We start from the raw sequence: 23,964 nt of genomic DNA, 5'->3' as shown, positions 1-23,964 counted from the left end.
GATCGGTACGAACACCGCCACCAGGGTCAGGGTGGTGGCCACCACGGCAAAGGCAACCTGGCGGGCCCCCTGGTAGGCGGCCACCAGACGGGTTTCCCCCTCATCGATGCGGCGCTGGATGTTTTCCAGCATGACGATGGCATCGTCCACCACCAGGCCAATGGCCAGGATCAGCGCCAGCAGGGTGAGCACGTTGATGGAGAAATCCATGATGCCCAGGCCGATAAAGGCCCCGATGATGGATACCGGAATGGTCACTGCCGGAATCAGGGTGGCCCGCAGGTTGCCCAGAAAGGCGAAGATCACCGCGATCACCAGCACCACGGAAATGCCCAGGGTCACCAGTACTTCCTTGATGGAAGCGCGGATAAACAGGGATTCGTCGTAGTTCACATCCAGGCTGATATCCGCTGGCAGGCTGGTGCGCACCGCTTCGATTTCCGCCTGCACGTTGTCGGAGACTGCCACGGTATTGGCCTTGGACTGGCGGATGATACCCAGGCCGATGGCGGTTTCGCCGTTGGCGCGCAGCACGGTGTCATCACTTTCCACGCCCAGTTCCACCCGGGCCATATCCCCCACCCGCAGCAGGTAATCGCCCTGGCGACGCACCACCAGATCCTCGAATTCGTTCACCGAAGACAGGCGGTTGTCGGCCCGCACGGTAAAGGCACGGGACTGGGATTCCAGCCGCCCGGCGGGCAACTCCACGTTGTTGCTGCGCAGGGCCTGTTCGATATCGGTGACCGTCACCTGGTTGGCGGCCATACTCTGACGGTCCAGCCAGACGCGCATGGCATAGCGGCGTTCCCCGCCGATGAAGACTTCCGATACCCCATCCAGCACCGCAAAACGGTCCACCAGGGAACGCTCGGCAAAGTCGGTGAGTTCCTGGGGGGCCAGGGTACTGCTGGTCAGGGTGACCCAGATAATGGGCCGGGCATCCGCGTCGGACTTGGCGATCACCGGAGTCTCCGCTTCTTCCGGCAGCCGGTTGAGCACCCGCGACACCGCATCGCGCAGGTCGTTGGCGGCCACGTCCACATCCCGGTCCAGGTTGAATTCCACACTGGTACGGGCGGAGCCCAGGCGGCTGCGCGACTCGATCTTGCGCACCCCTTCCACCCCGGCCACGGCCCCTTCGATCACCTGGATAATCTGGGTATCGATCACTTCCGGGGCGGCGCCGGCGTAGTCCACCGAGATGGACACTTCCGGCGGATCGATGTCCGGGTATTCACGCACCGACAGTTTCATCAAGGCGCTGATACCGAACACCACGATCAGCAAGCTGATCACGGTGGCGAAGACCGGTCGCTTGATGGAGATATCGGAAAGAATCATGCAGCGGCCTCGCTGTCCGCCTGATCGGCGTCCGGCGAGGCGGGTTCCAGCAGGGCCCGCTGGCCCGGCAGCAAGGCTTCCGGGTTATCCAGCACCTGCACCGCCTGACCGCTACCCAGCCGGGAATGGCCGTTGACCACCACATCCGGCTGGCCGGTCAGGCCGCTGGTAATTTCCACCCAGCCATCACGACGGCCACCCAGGGTGACCGGATGGCGTTCGGCTGTGTTGTCGCCCGTAACGGTGAACACATAGCTCTGTGCCCCCTGGGTAATGATCGACTGCTCGGGTACCAGCAGCGCATCACGCTCGGCCAGTTGCACCGACACACGCAGAAACTGCCCCGGACGAATCCGGTCCTGGGGGTTTTCCAGCCGGGCCCGGGCGGTCAGGCTGCGACTCGCCGTGCTCACCCGGGAATCCAGGTCGGTGATAGTGCCTTCGAACACCTGATCCGGAAACGCTTCATTGCGGGCCTGCACCGGCAGCCCGGAAACCAGCCGTGCCAGATAGCGTTCCGGCACCTGGAAATCCACTTCGATATAGCCCAGGTTATCCAGGGTGGTGATGGCATCGCCGGTTTGCAGGTAACCGCCCGCATCCACCTGTCGCAAGCCCACCACACCGGCGAAGGGCGCGCGGATGGTATGGTCATTCAGATTCGCCCGGGCGGCGTCGCGACTGGCCTTGGCCCCATCCAGGGTGGTGCGGAAGGTGTCCACTTCAGACTGGGAGATGGCGCGGCTCTTCACCAGTTTCTGGCCGCGCTGGAAATCGTTCAGCGCGCGCTGATATTCCGCCTCGCTGCGCGCCAGCTCGGCGCGGGCATTGCGATCATCCAGGGTGACCAGCACCTTACCCTGATCCACCTTCTGCCCCTGACGGAAGTGGATCTGCGCCACCCGACCGGGGACTTCGGTGAGGATCATCACTGCCTGGGCGGCCCGCGCCGTCCCCACCGCCTCCACCCGATCAAACAGGGAACGTTCGATGCTCGGCGCCAGATTGACCACCGTGGGCGGACGCTGCCCCATGGGGGCCGGCGCTGGTGCGAGGAGCCACCACAGGCCAGCACCTACCAGCACCACCAATATCAGGGCGGCGATAATCCGCTTCATGAACGTCTCCAAACGATGATTTGCAACAAACCGAAAAGGAAGCTTAGCGCCCAATTATGCAAGCAATTTGTAGAGGGAGCGTTAAAGTGACAGGTAATTATGAAGGAAATTCAGTTTTAGCGCAGATTGTTGCCACAGGAACGTCGCTGGCGGCGTGATGAAAGAACCGCGAGGTACGAGTTGCGAGAAGCGAAAATCTGCCTTTCCCGGTGTTCCGGTTTTGATTTTCGTCACTCGCTTCTCGCAACTCGAGACTCAGGTAATCGCGCCGCCAGCCACGCTCCTACAGTAAGGATGTGATCTCGGCGACCAGCCAATAAAAAGCCCGCCGGGTGGCGGGCTTTTCAATAGCGTCGCGCCTTCAGGCGTTACACCATTTCAGCGCGCATCTTTTTCTTGTCCAGCTTGCCCACGGAGGTGCGCGGCAGCTCATCCACGAAGATGACGCGATCGGGAATGCCATAGCGGCTGATGATGCCCTTGTCAGCGTAATCCGCCATTAGGGCCTTGATGCCTTCCTCATCCGCATCGCCGTTCTTGACCACCAGGGCCACCGGGCGCTCGCCCCATTTTTCATCGGGTACGCCGACCACGGCACACTCACCCACGCCCGCATGCTGCAGGATCATGCCTTCCAGGTCGATGGAGGAGACCCATTCGCCACCGGTCTTGATCACATCCTTGATGCGGTCAACGATCTTCAACCAGCCGTCTTCGCTCATCACCGCCACATCCCCGGTGTGCAGCCAACCGCCGGCCCACAGTTCCTCGGATTTCTCCGTGTCGTGCAGGTACCCCTGGGTCAGCCAGGGCGCGCGAACCACTACTTCCCCCTGGCTCTTGCCATCGTGGGGCACGTCGTTCATTTCCCCATCGACGATACGCAGCTGCACCATGGCCACCGGACGGCCGGTGCGGGTGCGGTAGTCCGCCTGGGTTTCCAGGTCGGCCTTTTCCAGTTCCGGGGTCAGTTGTGCCAGGGTCAACAGCGGACAGGTCTCGCTCATGCCGTAACCGGTGTAGATATCGATGCCGCGCTCCAGCGCGCCCATGGCCAGGGCCTTGGGCAGAGCGGAACCACCAATGATCACTTTCCAGCCACTCAGGTCGATGCTCTTGGCCGCTTCCGCCTGCAACAGCATCTGGATGATGGTGGGTACACAGTGGGAGAAGGTGACCTTCTTGGTGACCAGCAATTTCAGCAAGCTGGCCGGCTCATAGCGACCCGGGTACACCTGCTTCACACCCATCAGGGTGGCCATGTAGGGAATGCCCCAGGCATGCACGTGGAACATGGGGGTAATCGGCATGTAGACATCGTCTTCGTTGAAGCGACCCTGACCGATCCCGGACATGGTGTTGCGACCGGCAAAGGTATGCAGTACCAGCTGACGGTGGGAGAAGTACACGCCCTTGGGCAACCCGGTGGTACCGGTGGTGTAAAAGGTGGTGGCGCGGGTGTTTTCATCCAGCTCGGGGAAATCATAACGGGCCGGCGCCTTGGCCAGCAGGTCTTCGTACTCACCGGCGATGGGCAGCGCATCGCTGCTTTTCACGCCGTCGTCGTCGAGCAGAATGTAGGTCTTCACCGGCTCGATGCGGTCCTTCACCGCTTCCAGGATCGGCAGGAATTCGCTGTTCACCAGGATGGCGTCATCCTCGGCGTGGTTGATGGTGTAGAGCACCTGTTCCGGGCTGAGCCGCACATTCACGGTGTGCAGTACCGCCCCCATCATGGGAATGGCGAAAAACGCCTCCAGGTAACGGTTGGTGTCCCAGTCCATCACCGCCACGGTGTCGCCGGGCTTGATGCCCTGGGCTGCCAGGGCGCCGGCCAGACGGTGTACCCGCTCTTCAAATTCCCGGTAGGTAAAATCCCGATCACCGTAGGTGATGGTCTGCTCCGGCGCCTTGCCCACGCCGGCTTCGAGAATGCGGTTGATTACCAGCGGCGGCTCCACGGCGGAGGGGGTGCGCTGGATAGTGAGATTACTGCTCATAGTGGCTCCGTTACCTTGTTATTCTGCCGATAAGGGCGGGGCTGAAAGCGCCCATACCTGTGGGTATGTAAGGCGCTCCAGACTGACACAGTCCCCCGCACGGGTCATCCGTTCAGCTGTGCCAAAGGTAACAAAATACTACCCGGTGTAGACGCTGTGTCTAGCACGAGTTGCGACAAGCGAGTCACGAGGAGCGAAAAGCTGTGGGAAGGGTGCACCGCGCCTCAGTGCACCCTTCCCATTCAGGGGCGAGTGAGGGTTTTCGGGTCCAGCAGTTTTTCCAGTTCGTCCCGGGACAGGTCGGACTGCTCCTCGGCCACATCGATCACCGGGCGGCCACTGGCAAAGGCGTCTTTGGCGATCTTCGCTGCCTTCTCGTAGCCAATCACCGGATTGAGGGCCGTGACCAGAATCGGGTTCTTGCCCACCCCTTCCGCCAGACGGTCTTCATTGAAGGTCATGCCGGTGATGGCCCGGTCGGCCAGGTTACGGCAGCTGTTGGCCAGCCAGCCGGTCATGTCCAGCAGGTTGCTGGCCACCAGCGGCAGCATCACATTGAGCTGGAAGTTGCCGCTCTGGGCCGCCACCGCATTGGCTTGATCCAGCCCCATCACCTGGGCCGCCACCATGGTCACCGATTCGCAGATCACCGGGTTCACCTTGCCGGGCATGATCGAAGAGCCCGGCTGGGTGGCCGGCAGTTGCAGCTCGCCCAGACCATGGATGGGGCCCGAATTCATCCAGCGCAGATCATTACTGATCTTCATCAGTACGACCGCCAGGCCACGCAGGGCAGCGGACAGATTCAGCGGTGCATCCAACGCACTCTGGGCCACAAAGGGATGCGGCATTGGCGTGAAGTCCAGTCCGGTTTCCTCTGCCAGTTGCCTGGCAAAGGCCGCCGCAAAATCCGGGTGGGCATTGATGCCGCTGCCCACCGCCGTGCCGCCCTGGGGGATGGCCAGCATTTCATCCCGGGCCCGGGCCAAGCGGCTGCTGGCATCCTGCAATTGCAGCACCCAGGTCTGCAGTTCCTGCTCCACCGTCACCGGCATGGCATCCATCAGATGGGTTCGGCCGGTCTTCACCAGCTCCCGGCCTTCCCGGGCACGCAACCCCAACGTGGCGATCAGGTGTTCCAGTCCCGGGAGCAATTGTTCGGTGACGGCCAGTACCGACGACACATGAATGGCGGTGGGAATGGTGTCGTTGCTGCTCTGCCCCAGATTCACATCATCATTGGGATGAATCTCGACACCGGCGTCGGCGCACAGGTGCGCAATGACCTCATTCACGTTCATGTTGGTGCTGGTGCCAGAGCCGGTCTGGAAAATATCCACCGGGAATTGGTCCAGATGATGGCCGGCCAGCAAGTCATTACAGGCCCCGACAATGGCAGCCTGCTTGTCCGCTGGCAGCTGTTCCAGCCGGAGGTTGGCCTCCGCCGCGCAGCGTTTGATGCGTACCACCGCCAGAATAAACCGCTCCGGCAACGGACGACCGCTGATGGGAAAGTTGTCCACTGCCCGCTGGGTCTGGGCACCCCATCGGGCCGTTTTGGGCACCTGCACCTGGCCCAGGGAATCGGTTTCGATACGGGTGTCGGTATCGTGGCCGCTCATGATGGCCTCCTGGCAATGAATTTTCTCCATCATGGCACGGGAAATAGGTCAGATCATCCATCCTCCCTTCACCACATCATGGCGTTTTCCATGGATACTAGGGCCATGCTGCCAGATACCGATTCTTCCCCGGTGGACCCAACCCTGTTCACCGACCTGCCCTGCCTGCCGGGCGTCTACCGCTTTTTTGGCGAGCAGGATGAACTGCTCTATGTGGGAAAAAGCATCAATCTGCGACAACGGGTAAAGAGCCACTTTGCGGCCCGGCACCGGGATAAAAAGGAAGCCCGGTTGTGCCACCTGACCCGCCGTATCGAGCATCAGGTCACTGCCGGCGAACTGGGCGCACTGTTGCTGGAAAACCGGGAAATCAAACAACGCCAACCCATCTTCAACCGTCGTCAGCGCCGTTACCGGCAGCTGCATACCTGGCGTCTGCAAACCAACCGTCAGGGTTTTCTTGTTCCAGTGCTATACCGGCCGCTGGTAGATAATCATGGCTGGCAACAGGACAGCTATGGTCTGTTTCGCAGCCCGCGGCAGGCAAAAGGCATGCTGGATGGCAAGGTGCGTGAAGCCGGGCTCTGCCCGCGAATCTGTGGCCTGGAAGGGAACGGCAAGGGGGCCTGCTTTGCGCATCAGCTGGGCCGATGTCAGGGTGCCTGTTGCGGCAAGGAAACCGTGGAGAGTCACAACCAGAGGCTACAGAAAACCCTGGAAGACCAGCATATCCAGGCTTGGCCTTACCCGGGTGTGCTGGTGATCCGTGAGCAGAACCCGCAACAAACCGACTACCATCTGGTTGATCAATGGTGCCATCTCACCACCCTGCAACATAAACCGGAACCGATGACCATTACCCCGGATGCGGATGCCAGCTTTGATCTGGACAGTTACCGGGTGCTGATCCGTTTTCTGGATCAGGGGGTGGAACACTATGTGTTGTCGTGATCCTGCCAAGGCCTAGGGGGGTGGCACCTTGGCAATGATTTCGCTGTGCCAGGTGCCGCCCGGCATGGCAATGCGACCGTACTGCTGATCCCCAAAACTGACCTGCCCCACCAGCGGCATGCCGCCGCCGCTCTGGCCGAAGTCCGCGCTCTGCCCCAGCAAAAGTTCGTTTTCAATGGTCAGGCTGGGCAAGCCGTCACTGTTCTGATCACCGGATTTCAGCACCACGTTGCCGTTTCGCCAGCCGATACTGCCGCTGACATTGGATAGCCGGAACGCTGACTGGGGGCTGGATACTTCGGCCAGTGACAGGTATGCATTGCCATCCAGATTCATATAGCCCTCAAAGCCCAGGGTTGCCAGACCATCGGCAGTGGCCGGGTAGAGCACGAAACGAAACTGGTCCGCGGACAGATTGAAATCCCACAGTGCCACATTGGCGGTGGTTCCCCCCAGATCACTGAGACTGCCCGCCCCGAGCAGGCCCCGTACCTGGTAGTGAGACAGGGTATCGGTGCGCAGCATGATCCCTGACGCCAGATCCGGAAAGGCCGGGTCGGAGTCCCCCAACGTCAGGTACAGGTCCCTGGCTTCCCAGAGCAGGTCATTATTGAGCAGGCCTACCGCCACATCGCTGGCGGTGTTGGCGAACAAGAAATGGGAATGGGTCTGCCAGTTATCCGCCGCCGCCGCGCGCACCAACGGATCAGCGCTATTCGCCGCGTCCCAGAATCCAGGGGACTGCACCATAACGGTAGCGTCTGTCCGCAGACCCACATTGCCGGAGGGCCCTTGCGGATAAGCCAGGATATCGGCATCGAGCTTGCCCAGCGTGAGGACAACGCCCCAGTCATAACTGTCCGACCAACCGCTGGTGGGGTTGGTGACAGTCAACTGTTCACTGTAGGCATGCAGATGACCGTTGCGCAGCAGGACGGCAAACGCCGATTCACCGGCGGCGACCCGGGTCGGATGAAACACTCCCCCCGCACTGGTACACAAACCGCTATCCGGCTGCCCGCTGCTAAAGCCGCCACCAAAGCACAGGCCTGCCGGGCCGGTGCTGTTCTGCACCACATCCAGAATGGCATCCAGTGCAAACATGGGGCCGGAACCATTGCCGAGACGGCGCCAGTTCACCAGCTCCATACGGGTACGGTCACCGTCTGCATGGCCCAGGCGAAGCTGAAAATCCGTGTCGTAATCCCACTGGGTCTGTATCGTCAGGCCTTCTGAGCGGGGGGTATTGATTCCGGCATAATCCCAGTTGCCATTTGGCGCTGTACCATCATAGCCATAGCCGAGCCCACCAGCAGACACCCGCACACGGGCGTCTTTCAGCCCACCGAGCCAGGCACCGTAAAGCAGGGGCTGACGACCACTGCGATCAAAGTTTCCCGGCGATGCCTTATACATCAGGTCGAATTCCAGCGCGGTATAAGTGTGATCCGCTTCCAGCAACAAGCCATTGCTGTCGATACCGATAATGCCCGTGGCGGGTGCATGTCCCCCGGCGGAGCCGTTGGTAAACCGGTTCTGTATGATCAGATTACCAATGCTCATCTCCGCACTGCCGGCTCCGCCCTGGCGGTATATCCAGTCACCGGTCATGGAAAAGTCCAGATTCGCATGCTGGCCATTCGTGCTAAAGAGCCCCTGGTTTACCAACGTCAGGTTGCCTTGTGAATACAACCCGACCTGGCCCAAAGAGTGGCCCGCATAAGCTGGGTTCGTCCCGGTTTCCAGGGTCATCCCGTCCAGGGTAAAGAAGGAAGGCTGCCAGTCATACTGCAATGCCAGTAGCGGAACGCCGCCATCGCTGCCCACATCCAGCTGCAGTTGTGCACTCAGCGGATTGCCATCGCCCTGCAGGGTGAGACCATTCAGTTGCGTGCAGGCATGCTGGTCCGTCACTCCGCCACTGCAGGTTCCTGCTGGTGCGTTACCTCTATCGGTTATCCAGTTCAGCTGTTGGGCCTGAATGGCGCCACCGCTTTCCAGATTGACGGTGAGACCGTCCTGACCGCGGATATCAGCCAGACCACTGTCATCAAGAGGCGTCATGGCAGTGACCGCAGCGGACAGTGGCAATACCGCCAGGATCAACAGGGGCCGGCGATCAGAAACCATACAGAAACGCCCTCCCGTCAAAACGCATCTGCATGTCGCCGTTGGCGCTCGCCGAATCACTCATTCGAAATGCCATTGCACTACCAGGATTGTTATCCAGCATGAAACCGGGCGTAGCGCCATCGTCCACTTCCACCGCCATGCGTCCGATATTGAGAAAGGTATTCATGTCCTGATACTCGCCCGGCCCTTTCGCAAAGGGGTAATCCAGCTGAATTGCCGCCAGACCATCAGGGTTACAGGGGGAAAGCAGGCAGTTACCGTCAGCATCTTCAAAACGACTCAGGTCACGGTAGCTGGATCCGCTATTACTCAGATATGCCCCTTCCAGCCGGACATCTTCAATGGCAAGGCTGCCATAGAATTCTTTCAACACCAGCCAGTTTCCTTCCCTGGCGACAAACTCCAACCCAATACGACAGGGGTCCGGGTTGCCGCCACACGCAGTATCCGGTGCATTGTCCTCACCAACATTATTTCGCAGCCGCAGGGTTAGCTGAATGGCATCACCGCCAATGACTGAGTGAAGCTCACTGTCGTTAAGGGGAACCATGGAATCGGTTTTCCCCGTCTGAGGATAAATAATGCTTAGCAGCAACCATAGCGCCACAAACATAAAAGGGATGTATTTCGATGGCATACCATATCCAGACATATTTCCCTCTCTCAGCAGAACATGGTGCTGCCGTAGCAGTTTTGTTTCGGCGCCAGATCAAACTCGGGGTGTTCCAGCAGCAACCCCGGCGCCCCCAGCAATGCAATGGCTTCATCAATGCCGCGGTTACCAAGATCCGCATTGGGGTTGTAAACATCCAACAGCTTCACCGAAGGCGCGTTGAGCCACCATCCGGTATTCGCCGGCACCGCATAGCTGCTTGAGCAACGGGGGGTAGCATTACTGGTGGCACAGATATCAAAAGCGCCAGGAGGCAACTCTTCCGTCGGCGTCAGTTTGCTGTAACGGGGGTATGCAATGGGCTCTCTCTGGAAGGAAAGAAAGAAATCTGAGGTATCTTCAAATGTCAGTTTATGAACGTTACGAAGATCGGTATTGAGGCTGGCGAAAACCGTATCCATTACTGCCTCAGCGGCACAGGCAAGGGGGTTAAAAAAACCACAACTTCCCCCCAGGAACTCAAGGTTGTTGGTTTTCAGTTCTGCAGCTTGCAGGCCAAGCGTCTGCATTCTTGTGCCGGCAATATCAACAAAGAGTGCATCAGAAATATTATTGCCACAGTCATCATGTCCTATGCTGGTCCTTCCCGTACACCCTGTTGCTCTTATTGTAAAAATACTCAGCAACCGGGCCTCAATATCCATGGTCAGTGATAGTTCAGAACCCAGAAATCCGCTGACACTGTTTATCCCCGAATGGCACCCCACAACGCCAGAGCCTGTTACGGCACCGGTATTACAGGTAGTGGCAAACGCTGTGTTTTCCTGATTCACCGCATTGTTCGTGTAATACCGGCGCCCCGCACTGATAGCACCATCTGCGGATTGCGCGCCAATTTTTATACCGGCAATCTCACGTAATGTGGTTGAGTCGTCATTCTTAACCGCGAACTCGATATACGGCCTGTCCAGTGTAAAGGGGCTTACAGGATCGCCGATATCCGTGCCGTTTCTTCCCATCAGGCTCAGGTAATCAATATCAATATCACAACCTGCGTGACCGGAAAGATGATCGTTAATGCCGCCACAGCCGAGCTGTAATTTTGAAACGTTAAGATTTAACTGAAGCTCTCCGTCCAGACCAATTCGATAGAATTCAAAGGGTGTGGAATAGGGGTTGGGATTCGACAATGCGCTGCCTGATATTTTGTCGGAAACGATCAGTCCCTGACCCGTAACAGCTCTCATCTGATCCTCATCAAGAGGACTCATACCTCCAGCATTGAACGCGTAGGAAGATGAAAACCAGAACAATATAAGCGCAGCTGATATTTTTACTGACGGAATTTTTTTTGTTTTATTTTCCATAAAAATTCTCTAATCCCCTGCGCCATAGCTGGTAAATTTCATGTAATTCACCTGTAAACCTTCTGCTCTGGCATCTCCAAGGTTTGCAGCGCCTGTACGAATAACGGGGAGAGTGTTGGTACCGGGAACTCCCAATAACGTTGATGGGTTCATCTTGTTCACCGTGGTGTAATCAGACCCGGCACTGATGTTGTAGCTGCCTCCATAGCCACATTGGTAATCACTCCCGCTATTAGCGGTACAATTAACTGCCTGACGATAATAGCGATCCGCAACACCTCCGGAGCCTCCACGAGGGGCATAATCACCACAGTTGCTTCCCCCCGGGCAGGAGTACTGATCCTGTCCTGGCCGAACATCCACCGCCGTGATCATGTAAGCGAACGCATCAAAGTCATCGCAGCTTTCACACTTGCGAAAGAAGATGCCGTCACTGGTATCGTTGTAGGCATTGCGATTTGGAGAAACCGTTGTCGATACCGCTGGACAGCCAACCCCACGACAGGGATACCAGTCCCCCCAACGTGAGTAGCCATGGGTAACAAAGTAGGAATCATCCACCGCATGAGAAGGCGTTGCGCCAGGGGTGTTGCTCAATAACGCTGCCCGGGCAGTGATATAGCCGGCATCCGCACTGTCCGGTACTGCCAGCGAGTAGAAATGATCATGAACCGCTGTATGGGTAGGGACATCTGGAAGACGCGGGATTTCCAGAATGAAATTACCGTCCTGAGACGGCACCGTATCCAGGGTCAGCGCCTGATAGTAAAGCTGTCCCAGCGGAACATAGGCATCCACATTTTTGAAATGCAGACCTTCGAGGGCATCGAACCTCACCGGTTGCCCCACCACATCGCTGGCGCCCGGACCATCATGCTGTGCTGCAGAAAACCGGAAGTCGCCCTTCAGGCGACTGTGGTAAAGGATGGCAAAGGTTTCGTTACCCGGTTGGGTAAACTGGAAAAGGCGGAAGGCTGAATTGGCCGCATTACCGCGAATGATGGTCTGGGTTTTCAGCAAATCCCCGGTACCGACGGACAGGTTGTTATTATTACCGGAGCGACCTACTTCCAGTTCTCCCCAAAAGGAAAAGGTGTATTCCGGCTGGGCACTGGGTGCCAGATATTCATAGATGGTGCTGTCCGGGTTATTGGGATCACTGTTGAGGACGGTGCCTTCGTAGCTGACTCCGCGGGGCGAAAATGCGCGTAACAGGTACGGGTTATCATGGGACGCAAAGTCACTGATCAGTCCACCACGAGGGCAGCCGAGGCTTGAGGCATCACAGGACGTGCCGAAATTGCCGCCGCTTTCATCCCAGTGAAATCCCCCGGTACCCGCACCGGAAATGTTCACGCCATACCAGCGCAGGTCTCCGCGTTGCAACGTGGTGCTACCTACCGGATCTGAGCCCACCTGCTCGAAATAACTGGTGGGCTTGATCAACCAGCGAAAATCCTCGAAGCCGATAGCCAGGCCCGTGCCGGTCACCTGAGACAGGCTTTCTTCATCCAGGGATTCCAGTGCAGCCTTACCCACCATGGGGCCAGCCGCGAGGACAACCAGCAAAACACGGAATAACCTGATGCAGTGTCTGTATTTGGGTCTGGTGAGCATGCTCACCTCATTGCGTTTGTTATTGTTTTATGTAAAACCGTTCACTTTTGTGACCACCCGGTCACAAACAAACCTAGCGCAATAACTATGCAACTCAATGCTCAAAAAGAAACAATATGTTTACCTGGCAGATAGGCTTTTGATTTGAAAGGGCTTCGCCACTTATTTCTGTGATGAGCGGTTTGGTCAGAAATTGGGGATATTTGGCCAACCGGGAAGGTTGTGGGTAACTATTGCGGACGGGAGAGTGCTCCGCCCTGAATCCACGGCGGCTATGGCTCTTTCTTATTTACCAATACAGAAGGAGGAAAAGATACGCCCCAGCAAATCATCCGCGGTAAAGGCACCGGTGATTTCTTCCAGGGCTTTCTGGGCAGCGCGCAGGTCTTCCGCCAGCAGCTCGCCAGCGGCATGATCGTGCAATTGCTGCTCGCCATTGTCCAGGGCGGCGAGAGCCTGTTGCAGGGCCGTGATGTGGCGGCGACGGGCGGAAAAGCGGCTTTGCCCTTCACCCTGCCCCGTTCCTTTAAATCCGGCGACGGCTTTCAGGTGCTCCCGCAGTTCCGGCAAGCCGTCACCGGTGGTAGCTGAGATCACGAAGCTACCGTCATCCCGGGGCCCGGTCGGGATGCCGGACAGGTCTGCCTTGTTCAGCACCACCGTCACCGGCAGATCCAGATTTTCCAGTTGCTGCTGGCTCTGTGGTAGCAAGCTATGGATATCTTGTGGATTAACATCTCCCTCCCGGGAATCCACCATGACCAGCAGGCGGTCGGCTTTTTTCATTTCCGCATAGGCACGGCGAATGCCCTCCTGCTCCACCACATCGGCGCTGTCCCGCAGGCCAGCGGTATCAATCAGGTTAAGGGGCATGCCATCCAGCTGAATGGATTCGCGCAGCACATCCCGGGTGGTACCGGCGATATCGGTAACGATGGCCGCATCGAAGCCGGCCAGGGCATTCATCAGCGAGGACTTTCCGGCATTGGGTTTGCCGGCGATAACCAGGGTCATGCCCTCACGAACCAGGCGGCCCTGATTGGCTTCCTCCAGCACCCGCAGGCATTGCCCGCGTAACTCACGGAGATCCCCGGCCACCTTGCCATCAGAGAGAAAGTCGATTTCCTCTTCCGGGAAATCAATGGCGGCTTCCACATAGATGCGCAACCCGATGAGCTCCTCCACCAGGCGATTCACCTGGTCGGAGAACACCCCCTGCAGGGAATGCAGGGCGGCTCGTGCTGATGCACTGGTGCCCGCATCGATCAGGTCGGCGATGGCTTCAGCCTGGGTCAGATCCATCTTGTCGTTGAGGAAGGCCCGCTGGGAAAATTCCCCCGCCCGGGCCTGACGGGCGCCAGCCGCAATGCAGGCTGCCACCAGCATATCCAGGATCACCGGGCCGCCATGGCCCTGCAGCTCGACCACGTCTTCGCCGGTAAACGAGTGGGGTGCCGGGAAGGCAATCACCAGCCCCTCATCGATCACCTGGCCCTGGGCATCTTTGAAGCGGGCAAAATGCGCCATTCTAGGGGTCAGTGAGCGATCACCCACCAACTTCCCGGCGATCTCACTGGCCCCGGGACCGGACAGGCGAACCACGCCCACGCCGCCACGGCCTGGCGCTGTGGCAATGGCAACAATCGTATCCTGGGCAGTATTCGACATGGGCTAATTCAGGCAGACCGGCAAAGGAGCATCAGCATAAAACAAAACCGGCCGGGAAATCCCGGCCGGTTGATAAAGAACAGCAGCGCGGGGCTGTTACCCTTCGTTTTCGATCTTGCGGGTAATCGCCCACTGCTGGGCAATGGACAGCAGGTTGTTGGTCAGCCAGTACAGCACCAGACCTGCCGGGAACCACAACATGAAGACGGAGAACACCACCGGCATCCACTTCATCACCTGGGCCTGCATGGGGTCCGCCGGCGTCGGGTTGAGGCGGGTCTGCAGGAACATGGAAGCGCCCATCAGGATTGGCAGGACAAAATACGGGTCCATCACTGACAGATCGTTGATCCACAGGAAGAACGGGGCCTGACGCAGCTCCACCGACTCCAGCAGCACATAGTACAGGGCAATAAACACCGGCATCTGAACCAGCATGGGCAGACAGCCGCCCAGCGGGTTGATCTTCTCGCGCTGGAACAACTTCATGGTTTCCATCTGCGCTTTCTGCCGATCGTTCTTGTTCTGCTCCTTGATGCGCTGCATCTCCGGCGCCACCTTGCGCATTTTCGCCATGGAGCGATAGCTGGTAGCGCTGAGCTTGAAGAAGATTGCCTTGATAATGAAGGTCAACAGGATGATGGCCACACCCCAGTTCCCCACACCGGCACCGATGTCGATATCCATGCCAAACACGGACACCTCACCGCTCTGCAGGAACACCAGCAGGGCAAAGATGGGCTGGGAAATAAACCACAGCCAGCCATAGTCCACGGTCATGTTGAGACCGGGGCTGATCGCCTCCAGCTTGTCCTGCTGCTTGGGCCCGGCATAAAACTCGGCGTACAGCACTTTTTCTTCACCGGGAGCCACCTTGACGGTGGGAGAGACGAAGCGCAGCAGGTACTGGCCTCGCTTTTCCAGATGGACGCTGGAGTATTGATTCCGTTGCTGGGCATCCGGTACCCAGGCAGAAACAAAGTAGTGTTGCACCATGGCCAACCAGCCGCCCTCGACCGTCAGGTTCAGGGGCTGGTCCGCCATGTCGTCAAAATCGAGTTTATTGTAGGGCTTCTCGCTATCCCAGTAGGCAGCCCCCAAATAGGTGGGCATGGGGATAAAGCCATGGTTCGCCAGACCCGGGTCATCACTGCCGTCGCGCTTGATCTGGCCATACAGGGCACCGGACCATTCGCTGTTCCCCTGGTTGCGAACAATATGGCTGACGCGAACCAGGTAGCTACCGCGCTCGAAGGTGAAACGTTTGACCAGCTCGGCGCCATTGTCCTGACGCAGGGTCAGATCCACATTCAGTTCCTGGCTGCCCTCATCCAGCTGATAGCTCTGCTCGGCTGTACTCCACAGCGGACGGCCCGCACTGGAATCGGTTCCGTTCTTGCCAATCAGTCCACTCTGGGCCACATAGGTACGGTTGGCATCCTGCTCGAGCAACACAAAGGGCTGATCCGGGGTTTCCGCATGGCGAGGGAACTCCGGCAACGCCAGGCGGACGATATCGCCCCCCTTGGGATCGATTTCCACACGCAGCACATCGGTGCTGACACGGATACGTTCCTGACGGGTGGACTGCTCGCTGGATTCGGATGCGGGAGCTTGAGCCTGTTCTGCGGGAGCAGAAGGAATGCCGCTATCGGCAGTCTCGGCCTGAGGTTCGGGGAGATCCAGCCCGTCGTCATTGCCTTGCGCAGTCTGCGCAACCTCTTCAACGGCGGCTGGCTGGGTCGGGTTGGCATAATCCTGTTGCCAGGCCTGAATCATCAGGTAGGAAACGATGGCAATGCCGGTGATCACTAGGGCGCGCTGGATTTCCATAACAGGCTATTCTGTGGCGTGAAAAACGGGCCGCAGTTTCTCAAGCTTGCCCGCACTTAGCAAGCAGCTTGTCAAAGAGCTTGCCAAGCTGGTCTGTCACTTCTGCCGGATCCGGGTGATCAATGCGTCCGCGGACCAGCAATATAATGTCCAGTCCTGCCAGTTCGTGCTGGCGTAAACGGAATTGCTCCCGGGCTCTGCGTTTGACACAGCCACGGTCAACCGCCCGCTTTGCGCGCTTGCGGCCAATCACCAGGCCCAATCGGGGCAACTGCTGCTGATTCGGACACGCCAACAACAAAAACGCCGCATTGCCCACCTTCCATTTGGGGTGGTCGAATACGGTCTGATATTGGGTTCCGGTAAGAAGTCTGTGCTGGCGGGTAAAAGCCTGGGTTGTCGGCACTGTTACCTCAGCCAGGAGGGCGGAGTAAAACGGTTGGCTCAGGCAGCCAACCGCTTACGACCCTTGGCACGACGAGCGGCCAGAATTTTACGACCGTTTTTGGTCGCCATGCGAGCACGGAAACCGTGGGCACGTTTGCGTTTGAGTACGCTGGGCTGAAATGTGCGTTTCATGGTGTCTTCCCCATGGAATGAGACAGCAATTAGAAGGCCGGCAAGTCTAGGGAAAGGGAAATCCCCTGTCAATCGGCTTTTCAGCCTTGTGCAAAGCGGGCTGGAGAGAACTGTTAATAGAACTTAAATATTTAAATGTTTTTAGTAGTAGTAGTTTTAATAGGGGAAGCGGCTTTTTGTGGATAAGCAAGGAAAGTATATATTTATCAATGCGTTGCTTCGTTGATAACTTGCGTACCATTGTGTGTAAGTACTGGGGACGAGCGGGGGACGAGCTGTCATTAAATGTGGGTACAAATTATCCCGGTTGTTGTCCACCGGGTTGTCCCTGTATCCCCGCACAGGGTTATGGCCCTACTTATCCACAGAAATAAAGCCAGAAAAATCCCCGCTGTCCTGTGGATAGTTATCGCTTGGAGGGGGTAGAATGACGGGCCAAATTGCGGTTCGTTGACCGAAATTTCATTCAGTTCATAAAGACGATTCAGGGCCCGAAGTGCCGCTGGACTGTGAGTCCTTTCGCGGTCGGGTTCCTTGTTCTTTCGCGCCTGCGGGCAGAAGAGCGGTATCGTTCAGGATAATAAGGCGTGTGCGTGTCTGAAGAGCTCTGGCAACGCTGCCTGACCCGACTCGAGGATGAGTTGCCGTCACAGCAGTACAACATGTGGATCCGGCCATTACAGGTGGCTGCATCTGCGGATGGCGCCGAGCTGACGCTGTTTGCACCCAACCGGTTTGTGGTGGACTGGGTACGCGACAAGTACATGGATCGCATCGGTGAGGTGCTGGGCGAATTGCAGAGCGGTGCGCTGCCCCAGTTACGCCTGGAGGTGGGATCCAGCCGTATGCCCACCCCGCCGCCACAGACGTCCTCTCCGGCCCCTGCCAGCGCGGCTGCGCCCTCTTCCGGTCATATGCGTACCCCTGAGCTGGCAGAGAGCAAACCGCAGCCCACGGCGCTGGGCGGGGCCCGCAAACATCGCAGCAATCTCAATACCGGCTTTACCTTTTCTACCTTTGTTGAAGGCAAGTCCAACCGCATGGCGGCTGCTGCTGCCCAGCAGGTGGCGGAGAACCCTGCCAGCCATGGCTATAACCCGTTGTTGTTGTATGGCGGTGTGGGCCTGGGCAAGACCCACCTGATGCACGCGGTGGGTAATGAGCTGCTGCGGCGCAACCCCAATGCCAAGGTGGTCTACCTGCACAGTGAGCGGTTTGTGGCAGACATGATTTCTGCCCTGCGCAACAAGACCATTAATGAGTTCAAGCGCTTTTACCGCTCCGTGGACGCCTTGCTGATTGATGATATTCAATTCTTTGCAGGTAAGGAGCAGTCCCAGGAAGAGTTCTTCCATACCTTTAATGCGTTGCTGGAAAATGGTCAGCAGATCATCCTCACCTGTGACAAATTCCCCAAGGAAGTGGATGGTCTGGAGGAGCGGCTCAAGAGCCGGTTCGGGTGGGGGTTGTCCCAGCCCATGGAACCGCCGGAGCTGGAGACCCGCGTGGCGATCCTGAAAAAGAAGGCGGAAGAAGCCAAGGTGGATTTGCCCAATGACGCGGCCTTCTTTATCGCGCAACGAATCCGTTCTAATGTACGGGAACTGGAAGGCGCGCTGCGCCGGGTGATCGCCCATGTGCGGTTCACCGGGGCGCAGATCGATATCGGCCTGATCAAGGAAGCGCTGAAGGATCTGATTGCCCTGCAGGCACGGCAGATCAGTATCGACAACATCCAGCGGGTGGTGGCCGAGTACTACAAGATCAAGATCAACGACCTGCTCTCACCCCGGCGGACCCGTTCGGTGGCGAGACCCCGGCAAGTGGCCATGGCCTTGTCCAAGGAGCTGACCAGCCACAGCCTGCCGGAGATTGGTGAGAATTTTGGTGGCCGTGATCACACCACCGTGCTGCATGCCTGTCGCAAGGTCTTGCAGCTGCGGGAATCCAATCCGGAAATCGAGGAAGATTATCAGAGCCTGTTACGGACGTTGACGTCCTGATGGGGAAGTCCGGCCCGGTGGCCGGTTCTGTGCATAGTAAGGGGCCGGGAGCCTCTGGCCCAAATAACCAGAACGGGAAAGCGCGATGAAATTCTCAATCAATAGAGAACAACTGCTCAAGCCCCTGCAACAGGTGGCCGCAGTGGTGGAAAAACGGCAGACACTGCCGGTGCTGTCCAATGTCTTGCTGGAAGTCGGCGATGGACAGCTTTCCATGACCGGCACCGATCTGGAGCTGGAGCTGGTTGCTCGCCTGCCCCTGGAGGGGGAGCACCAGGCAGGTGAAACCACAGTCCCGGCCCGCAAGCTGGTGGATATTGCCAAGAGCCTGCCGGCGGAGGCCGACATTCGCTTTGAAGTGGATGGTGAGCGCATGCTGGTCCGTTCCGGTCGCAGCCGTTTCACCCTCTCTACCCTGCCTGCCTCCGAGTTTCCCAATCTGGAAGAAGATGCCGCTGGCTCCACGCTGGATATTCAGCCGGGGGTATTGCGGGGTCTGATTGATCGCACCGCCTTCTCCATGGCCCAGCAGGACGTGCGCTATTACCTCAATGGCATGCTGTTCGAGTTGAAGCCAGGGCGTCTGCGCGCGGTGGCCACCGATGGCCATCGTCTGGCCCTGTGTGATGCTGAGCTGGATATGCCGGTGGAAGAAGCCTCGGTGATTCTGCCCCGTAAAGGGGTGATGGAGCTGTCCCGTATTCTTGGCGATGCCGGTGAAAATGCTCGCCTGACCGTGGGGCGCAACCACGTCCGTATCGTGGTCGGGGCGATTACGTTTACCTCCAAGCTGGTGGACGGCAAGTTCCCCGAGTACGACCGGGTGATTCCGAAAGAGGGCTCTCGCACTATCATTGCGGATCGGGAAACCCTGCGTCAGGCCCTGGCCCGGGTAGCGATCCTGTCCAACGAGAAATACCGGGGTGTGCGGGTGCAGTTGTCTGAGGGCAGCCTGCGCATCGTTGCCAACAACCCGGAGCAGGAAGAAGCGGAAGAAGAAGTGTCCGTGGACTTCAATGGTCAGCCCCTGGAGATTGGCTTCAATGTGAGCTATCTGCTGGATGTGCTGAATACCATGGCCGGCACCCAGGCAGAACTGGAAATGGGTGACAGCAACAGCAGCGCCCTGGTGCTGGATCCGGAGAGCAAGGCGGCCCTGTATGTGGTGATGCCCATGCGGTTGTGATCGCTGGCTGATCCCAGGTCTGCAAAAACCCGGCTGCGATGCCGGGTTTTTTTTGGCTTAAGTGTTCTGTGTTCTGTTCCTTTCCATTTAGGCGCTGTGCCCTGCCCCTCTCCCTGGGCTACAATCGAGTGATTCATTTCTGGCCGCAATGACGGCCTCCCTGGTTGTGTAGTGGGTGGATTCCTTTCTATGTTGAGTCGTCTCCAGCTCGGAGATTTTCGCAATTACCGTCAGCTGGACATTGCCCTCTCCCCTTCCCTGAATGTGATCCTGGGCGACAACGGTAGTGGCAAGACCAGCCTGCTGGAGGCCATCTATTTTATTGGCAGCGGCGGCCGGTCGTTCCGTGGTGGCAGGTTGTCCCGGCTGGTCCGCGACGGTGCCCCGGCGGCTACCCTGTATGCGGAAGTCGTGTGCGAAGAGAAGCATCATCGGTTGGGGGTGCGACGTACGCCTGGGGGTATTGATGCCATCAAGCTGAATGGTGAGACGCCCAAAGCCCTCAGTGAAGTGGCTGGACTCTTGCCGGTCCTGGCGCTACACCCCACTTCAGTGGAGCTGGTTTTTGGTGCCTCGGCCCTGCGACGGCGTTTCATGGACTGGGGAATGTTCCACGTGGAACATGAGTTTATGCCGGTATGGCGCACTGCCTCGGCAGCCCTGAAGCAACGAAATGCCCTGCTGCGTACCGGGCGTCCGAACCCACGGGAACTGGGGTTTTGGGACCAGCAACTGGCCCAGACTTCTGATAGAATCGAAGGGTTACGCCGTCGCTATTTGCAGGCGCTGCAGACGGGGCTGGATACGGTGTTGTCCCATCTGGCACCGGAGCTGAAAATTCGCGTTCAGCTGCAGACGGGGCTGCAAAAAGATGAGAGCTATGCGGATGCGCTGTCTCGCCTGCGCCAGGATGATATCCGGCGTGGGTTTAGCCAGGCAGGGTTTCACCGCAGTGATATTCGTATTGAAACCCGGGGCGTGGTGGCACGAGATCGCCTCTCCCGGGGCCAGGCCAAGCTTGTTGCCTATGGCCTGGTGCTGGCTCAGCTGCCCCTGATCAGTCAGGCAGGTAAAGTCTGTACCTTGCTGGTGGATGATCTGGCGGCAGAGCTGGACGAAGAACACCGTAATCAGATGCTGGGGTTTCTGGCCTCCACAGGTCACCAGACACTGATTACCGCACTGGATCAGCCTCAATGGGAGGCGGTGGTGCAACAGAATAAAGCGTTACGGGCGATCGAGAGCAAAATGTTCCACGTGGAACATGGCCAACTTCGGCCCCTCACCGGGAGTGAATAAGGAAATACCATGGCGGAGAAAAATTACGATTCATCCAGCATCAAGGTGCTGAAAGGGTTGGACGCCGTTCGCAAGCGCCCTGGCATGTACATCGGGGATACGGATGATGGCACTGGCCTGCACCATATGGTCTTCGAGGTAGTGGATAACTCCATCGACGAAGCCCTGGCTGGGTTCTGCTCCGAAATCCGGGTGGTGATTCATCCGGATGAATCCGTGTCCGTCCAGGACAATGGGCGGGGTATTCCTGTGGACATGCACGAAGAAGAAGGCGTGTCTGCCGCTGAAGTGATCATGACCGTGCTCCACGCCGGGGGCAAATTCGACGACAACACCTACAAGGTGTCCGGCGGCCTCCATGGTGTGGGGGTTTCCGTGGTAAATGCCCTCTCCGAAGAGCTGAAATTGACCATTCGCCGTAACGGCCAGGTCCACGAACAGATCTACCGTCATGGTGTACCGGCGATGCCGCTGGAAGTGGTAGGCAATACCGACAGCAGCGGTACCGCCATTCACTTCCGCCCGTCTGCTGAGACCTTCACCAACATCAAGTTTCACTACGATATCCTGGCCAAGCGCCTGCGGGAGCTCAGCTTTCTGAACTCCGGCGTGCGTATCCACCTGCTGGATGAGCGTAACGGTGAAGAGGATGTGTTCGAGTATGAGGGGGGTCTGAGTGCCTTTGTCAGCTATCTGAACGAAAACAAGACGCCGCTGAACCAGGTATTCCATTTCCAGTTTGACCGGGAAGAAGACGGTATCGCCGTGGAAGTGGCCATGCAGTGGAACGATTCCTACCAGGAAAACCTGTTCTGCTTCACCAATAATATTCCCCAGCGGGATGGGGGTACCCACCTGGCCGGGTTCCGGGCTGCCCTCACCCGCACCCTGAACAGCTATATGGAAAAGGAAGGTCTTCTCAAGAAAGAAAAGGCCAACCCCACCGGGGATGATGCCCGGGAAGGGCTTACCGCGGTGATTTCCGTGAAGGTCCCCGATCCCAAGTTCTCCAGCCAGACCAAAGACAAGCTGGTGTCGTCCGAGGTGAAAAGTGCGGTCGAACAGACCATGGGCGAGCTGTTCCAGGATTACCTGCTGGAAAATCCCCAGGAAGCCAAGGCCATTTCCTCGAAGATCATCGATGCGGCCAGGGCCCGGGATGCCGCCCGTAAAGCGAGGGAAATGACCCGTCGTAAGGGCGCCCTGGATATTGCCGGCCTGCCCGGCAAACTGGCGGACTGCCAGCAGAAGGACCCTGCCCTGTCTGAACTCTATATCGTGGAGGGTGATTCTGCGGGGGGCTCTGCCAAACAGGGTCGAGACCGCAAGAATCAGGCGATCCTGCCGCTCAAGGGCAAGATCCTCAACGTGGAAAAAGCGCGTTTTGACAAGATGCTGTCTTCCCAGGAAGTGGGCACCCTGATTACCGCCCTGGGCTGCGGGATCGGTCGTGACGAATACAATGTGGAAAAACTCCGCTACCACCGCATCATCATCATGACGGATGCGGACGTGGATGGGTCCCACATCCGTACCCTGTTGCTGACTTTCTTCTTCCGTCAGATGCCGGAACTGATCGAACGGGGTTACGTCTACATTGCCCAGCCACCGCTCTACAAGGTGAAGAAAGGCAAGCAGGAGACCTATCTCAAGGATGACCTGGCCATGGAGGAGTATCTGACCACCCTGGCGCTGGAAAAAACCGCGCTTTATCCGGGGGACGATGCCCCGCCTATCAGTGGTGAGCCCCTGGCGAACCTGATTGCGGAATACCGCAATGTGATGAAGATTGTCGACCGACAGTCCCGGGTGTTCCCCAAGGAAGTGCTGGAGCAGATGATCTACATGCCCTCTCTCAGCGAAGAGGGCCTGAAGGATCAGGCGGCCATGGACGACTGGTGCCAGGTGCTTGGCAAACGGGTGGATGCCATTACCGATGCGACCCAGACCTTTACCATTACTGCTGCCAGGGACGAGGAACGGGGCCTGTATCTGCCACGTGTGCAAGTGCTCGCTCACGGCGTACCCCGCGAATACCGGGTAACTCTGGATTTTCTGCAGTCACCGGACTATCAGAAAATCAAGGCTCTCGGGGAAACCCTGGAAGGTCTGCTGGCCGCCGATGCCTATATCCAGCGTGGCGAGACCCAGCGCTCCATTCGCCACTTCGCGGATGCTCTGGAATGGCTGATGGTGCAGGCCCGTCGTGGTACCAGCTTCCAGCGTTACAAGGGGTTGGGTGAAATGAATGCGGAGCAGCTGTGGGAAACCACCATGGACCCGGAAAGCCGCCGCATGTTGCAGGTCACCATCGAAGACGCCATCGCAGCAGATCAGATCTTTACCTGCCTGATGGGTGACGATGTGGATCCGCGCCGGCAATTCATTGAGTCGAATGCCCTGCAGGTGTCCAACCTGGACGTGTAAGGGGTGATGTGGGACCCGCTTGCAGGTAATGGTATTTCGCTTGCAGGCAGGCTCCCATGCAAGGCGAGTCACCAGGTAGGAGTATCGAGTCGCGAAAACCGGAATGTTTGACTCTGGATTTTGCCTTTCGATACCCGCTTGTCGTCACTCGAGACTGTGGTGACACATAAAAAAAGCGAACCCGAAGGTTCGCTTTTTTTGTGC

The 23,964-nt window shown here is 58.1% G+C and carries 17 protein-coding genes; 5 read left to right on the top strand and 12 right to left on the bottom strand.

The genetic code is table 11. The annotated features are described in order from the left end of the window. From A3714_RS05835 to A3714_RS05820, 4 genes are all read right to left on the bottom strand, one after another. Window positions 1-1,344, bottom strand: a 1,344-nt coding sequence (locus tag A3714_RS05835) for an efflux RND transporter permease subunit (protein ID WP_197463371.1), incomplete at its 3' end; no start/stop codon positions are given. Continuing rightward, window positions 1,341-2,462 carry an efflux RND transporter periplasmic adaptor subunit gene (locus tag A3714_RS05830; RefSeq protein WP_063509540.1) on the bottom strand — a complete coding sequence of 374 codons (1,122 nt, stop codon included), beginning with the start codon at window positions 2,460-2,462 and terminating at the stop codon, window positions 1,341-1,343. The genes A3714_RS05830 and A3714_RS05835, both read right to left, overlap by 4 nt. A 368-nt stretch (window positions 2,463-2,830) precedes the next feature. After that, complete coding sequence (locus tag A3714_RS05825) at window positions 2,831-4,462, bottom strand: fatty acid--CoA ligase (protein WP_063509539.1); 1,632 nt, start codon at window positions 4,460-4,462, stop codon at window positions 2,831-2,833. A gap of 242 nt (window positions 4,463-4,704) precedes the next feature. Then, window positions 4,705-6,084, bottom strand: coding sequence for a lyase family protein (locus A3714_RS05820; protein WP_063509544.1), 1,380 nt, complete (start codon window positions 6,082-6,084; stop codon window positions 4,705-4,707). 90 nt (window positions 6,085-6,174) lie between these two features. Here A3714_RS05820 and A3714_RS05815 point away from each other — a divergent pair, with 90 nt between their 5' ends. After that, the gene (locus A3714_RS05815) at window positions 6,175-7,035 is read left to right on the top strand and encodes a GIY-YIG nuclease family protein (protein ID WP_197463370.1); all 861 of its coding nucleotides are present in this window, start codon (window positions 6,175-6,177) and stop codon (window positions 7,033-7,035) included. 12 nt (window positions 7,036-7,047) lie between these two features. Here A3714_RS05815 and A3714_RS05810 read toward each other — a convergent pair whose 3' ends face one another. The 8 genes from A3714_RS05810 to rpmH all read right to left on the bottom strand — a co-directional run bounded on the left by A3714_RS05810 (window position 7,048) and on the right by rpmH (window position 16,845). Then, window positions 7,048-9,165: a DUF6160 family protein gene (locus A3714_RS05810; RefSeq protein ID WP_063509537.1), complete on the bottom strand. Its 2,118-nt coding sequence runs from the start codon at window positions 9,163-9,165 to the stop codon at window positions 7,048-7,050. Then, complete coding sequence (locus A3714_RS05805; protein ID WP_156492977.1) at window positions 9,155-9,805, bottom strand: hypothetical protein; 651 nt, start codon at window positions 9,803-9,805, stop codon at window positions 9,155-9,157. Before A3714_RS05805 ends, A3714_RS05810 begins: the two co-directional genes overlap by 11 nt. Window positions 9,806-9,831: 26 nt before the next feature. Continuing rightward, complete coding sequence (locus A3714_RS17700) at window positions 9,832-11,148, bottom strand: hypothetical protein (protein ID WP_156492976.1); 1,317 nt, start codon at window positions 11,146-11,148, stop codon at window positions 9,832-9,834. A 9-nt stretch (window positions 11,149-11,157) separates the two neighbouring features. Beyond that, window positions 11,158-12,717: a hypothetical protein gene (locus A3714_RS05795; protein ID WP_156492975.1), complete on the bottom strand. Its 1,560-nt coding sequence runs from the start codon at window positions 12,715-12,717 to the stop codon at window positions 11,158-11,160. A gap of 333 nt (window positions 12,718-13,050) precedes the next feature. After that, window positions 13,051-14,433 (bottom strand): tRNA uridine-5-carboxymethylaminomethyl(34) synthesis GTPase MnmE, encoded by a 1,383-nt coding sequence (gene mnmE, locus A3714_RS05790; protein ID WP_063509534.1) that lies wholly within the window; start codon window positions 14,431-14,433, stop codon window positions 13,051-13,053. A 96-nt stretch (window positions 14,434-14,529) separates the two neighbouring features. Beyond that, the gene (gene yidC, locus A3714_RS05785) at window positions 14,530-16,266 is read right to left on the bottom strand and encodes a membrane protein insertase YidC (protein WP_063509533.1); all 1,737 of its coding nucleotides are present in this window, start codon (window positions 16,264-16,266) and stop codon (window positions 14,530-14,532) included. A gap of 40 nt (window positions 16,267-16,306) precedes the next feature. Further along, complete coding sequence (rnpA, locus tag A3714_RS05780) at window positions 16,307-16,672, bottom strand: ribonuclease P protein component (protein ID WP_062815084.1); 366 nt, start codon at window positions 16,670-16,672, stop codon at window positions 16,307-16,309. A gap of 38 nt (window positions 16,673-16,710) precedes the next feature. Further along, the gene (gene rpmH / locus A3714_RS05775) at window positions 16,711-16,845 is read right to left on the bottom strand and encodes a 50S ribosomal protein L34 (RefSeq protein WP_011590025.1); all 135 of its coding nucleotides are present in this window, start codon (window positions 16,843-16,845) and stop codon (window positions 16,711-16,713) included. 593 nt (window positions 16,846-17,438) lie between these two features. Here rpmH and dnaA point away from each other — a divergent pair. The 4 genes from dnaA (at window position 17,439) to gyrB (ending at window position 23,760) form a co-directional block, all read left to right on the top strand. Continuing rightward, the gene (gene dnaA / locus A3714_RS05770) at window positions 17,439-18,848 is read left to right on the top strand and encodes a chromosomal replication initiator protein DnaA (RefSeq protein WP_062815479.1); all 1,410 of its coding nucleotides are present in this window, start codon (window positions 17,439-17,441) and stop codon (window positions 18,846-18,848) included. Window positions 18,849-18,933: 85 nt separating this feature from the next. Further along, window positions 18,934-20,034, top strand: coding sequence for a DNA polymerase III subunit beta (gene dnaN, locus A3714_RS05765; protein ID WP_062815085.1), 1,101 nt, complete (start codon window positions 18,934-18,936; stop codon window positions 20,032-20,034). A 189-nt stretch (window positions 20,035-20,223) separates the two neighbouring features. Then, the gene (recF, locus tag A3714_RS05760; protein ID WP_063509532.1) at window positions 20,224-21,333 is read left to right on the top strand and encodes a DNA replication/repair protein RecF; all 1,110 of its coding nucleotides are present in this window, start codon (window positions 20,224-20,226) and stop codon (window positions 21,331-21,333) included. A 9-nt stretch (window positions 21,334-21,342) separates the two neighbouring features. Continuing rightward, window positions 21,343-23,760 carry a DNA topoisomerase (ATP-hydrolyzing) subunit B gene (gene gyrB / locus A3714_RS05755; RefSeq protein WP_062815087.1) on the top strand — a complete coding sequence of 806 codons (2,418 nt, stop codon included), beginning with the start codon at window positions 21,343-21,345 and terminating at the stop codon, window positions 23,758-23,760. Window positions 23,761-23,964: the final 204 nt, after the last annotated feature.

This window comes from Alcanivorax sp. HI0007 (genome assembly GCF_001635525.1).
In the GTDB taxonomy this organism is placed as follows: Bacteria; Pseudomonadota; Gammaproteobacteria; order Pseudomonadales; family Alcanivoracaceae; genus Alcanivorax.
The sequence above is the reverse complement of the archived record's forward strand: the minus strand, read 5'-3'. Positions and strand labels throughout refer to the sequence as shown.

What these genes read in the sequence shown, in the direction of transcription:
- A3714_RS05830 (WP_063509540.1), bottom strand. Translation starts at nt 2,462, where the DNA reads ATGAAGCGGATTATCGCCGCCCTGATATTGGTGGTGCTGGTAGGTGCT.
- A3714_RS05825 (WP_063509539.1), bottom strand. Translation starts at nt 4,462, where the DNA reads ATGAGCAGTAATCTCACTATCCAGCGCACCCCCTCCGCCGTGGAGCCG.
- A3714_RS05820 (WP_063509544.1), bottom strand. Translation starts at nt 6,084, where the DNA reads ATGAGCGGCCACGATACCGACACCCGTATCGAAACCGATTCCCTGGGC.
- A3714_RS05815 (WP_197463370.1), top strand. Translation starts at nt 6,175, where the DNA reads ATGGATACTAGGGCCATGCTGCCAGATACCGATTCTTCCCCGGTGGAC.
- A3714_RS05810 (WP_063509537.1), bottom strand. Translation starts at nt 9,165, where the DNA reads ATGGTTTCTGATCGCCGGCCCCTGTTGATCCTGGCGGTATTGCCACTG.
- A3714_RS05805 (WP_156492977.1), bottom strand. Translation starts at nt 9,805, where the DNA reads ATGCCATCGAAATACATCCCTTTTATGTTTGTGGCGCTATGGTTGCTG.
- A3714_RS17700 (WP_156492976.1), bottom strand. Translation starts at nt 11,148, where the DNA reads ATGGAAAATAAAACAAAAAAAATTCCGTCAGTAAAAATATCAGCTGCG.
- mnmE (WP_063509534.1), bottom strand. Translation starts at nt 14,433, where the DNA reads ATGTCGAATACTGCCCAGGATACGATTGTTGCCATTGCCACAGCGCCA.
- yidC (WP_063509533.1), bottom strand. Translation starts at nt 16,266, where the DNA reads ATGGAAATCCAGCGCGCCCTAGTGATCACCGGCATTGCCATCGTTTCC.
- rpmH (WP_011590025.1), bottom strand. Translation starts at nt 16,845, where the DNA reads ATGAAACGCACATTTCAGCCCAGCGTACTCAAACGCAAACGTGCCCAC.
- dnaN (WP_062815085.1), top strand. Translation starts at nt 18,934, where the DNA reads ATGAAATTCTCAATCAATAGAGAACAACTGCTCAAGCCCCTGCAACAG.
- recF (WP_063509532.1), top strand. Translation starts at nt 20,224, where the DNA reads ATGTTGAGTCGTCTCCAGCTCGGAGATTTTCGCAATTACCGTCAGCTG.
- gyrB (WP_062815087.1), top strand. Translation starts at nt 21,343, where the DNA reads ATGGCGGAGAAAAATTACGATTCATCCAGCATCAAGGTGCTGAAAGGG.